Raw genomic sequence first — 612 nt, 5'->3', positions numbered from 1 at the left:
GAGGGCATCATTATCGAGACCGACCAATATGGTCGATACCATGTTCCAGATCAGTGGGTGTTGAATAAGAAAGGGAAGCAGTTCTTGGTCAAAGTCGACACAGACTCACTACCAACGGGTATGAAAGTGATCAGTGAAAACCCGAAAGTACAACGAATCACACCAAACAAACTGACGAAATTTAACTTCAGTATTCAAAGCAGTGGGGATGATTAACCGTTCGTAACTTACACGTTGGCTGGGCTTGTTCTCAGCCATTGACTGCCACGGTTAAGCAAGAAAATTATGATTAGATTTAGACAATCAAAACTGACGATATGTATCGCGGCGGCGTTGCCGATCCTATCGTACGCAAAAGACACCAGCCAGTTAGAAAAGCTGGGCAGTGACTCACTGGGTATTGAAGTTAACACGCATGAACAAACCGACAATTCTCGTATTTATCTGGAACAAGGTGCGATTTGGGTTAGCCGTGACATCATGCGCTTTGACCCAGTGTTGGATCTGAGCATCAGCAGCAATGTGGAAGTCAGAAACGGCAAACCTCTGCAAGAGATGAGTTTTGCTATCACCACCAACTTCAGCTACTACGTGGATCATTACCAATTAGAA

The 612-nt window shown here is 44.6% G+C and carries 2 protein-coding genes; both read left to right on the top strand.

Annotation, left to right across the window (positions count from 1 at the left end):
* On the top strand, positions 1 to 216 hold a 216-nt coding region (locus tag R8O11_RS29180; RefSeq protein ID WP_318195118.1), incomplete at its 5' end, for a hypothetical protein.
* Between the two features lie 69 nt (positions 217 to 285).
* On the top strand, positions 286 to 612 hold a 327-nt coding region (locus R8O11_RS29175; RefSeq protein WP_318195117.1), incomplete at its 3' end, for a hypothetical protein.

It is taken from the genome of Vibrio sp. 1288 (genome assembly GCF_033344475.1).
This window is presented reverse-complemented; position numbering and strand designations above follow the sequence as displayed.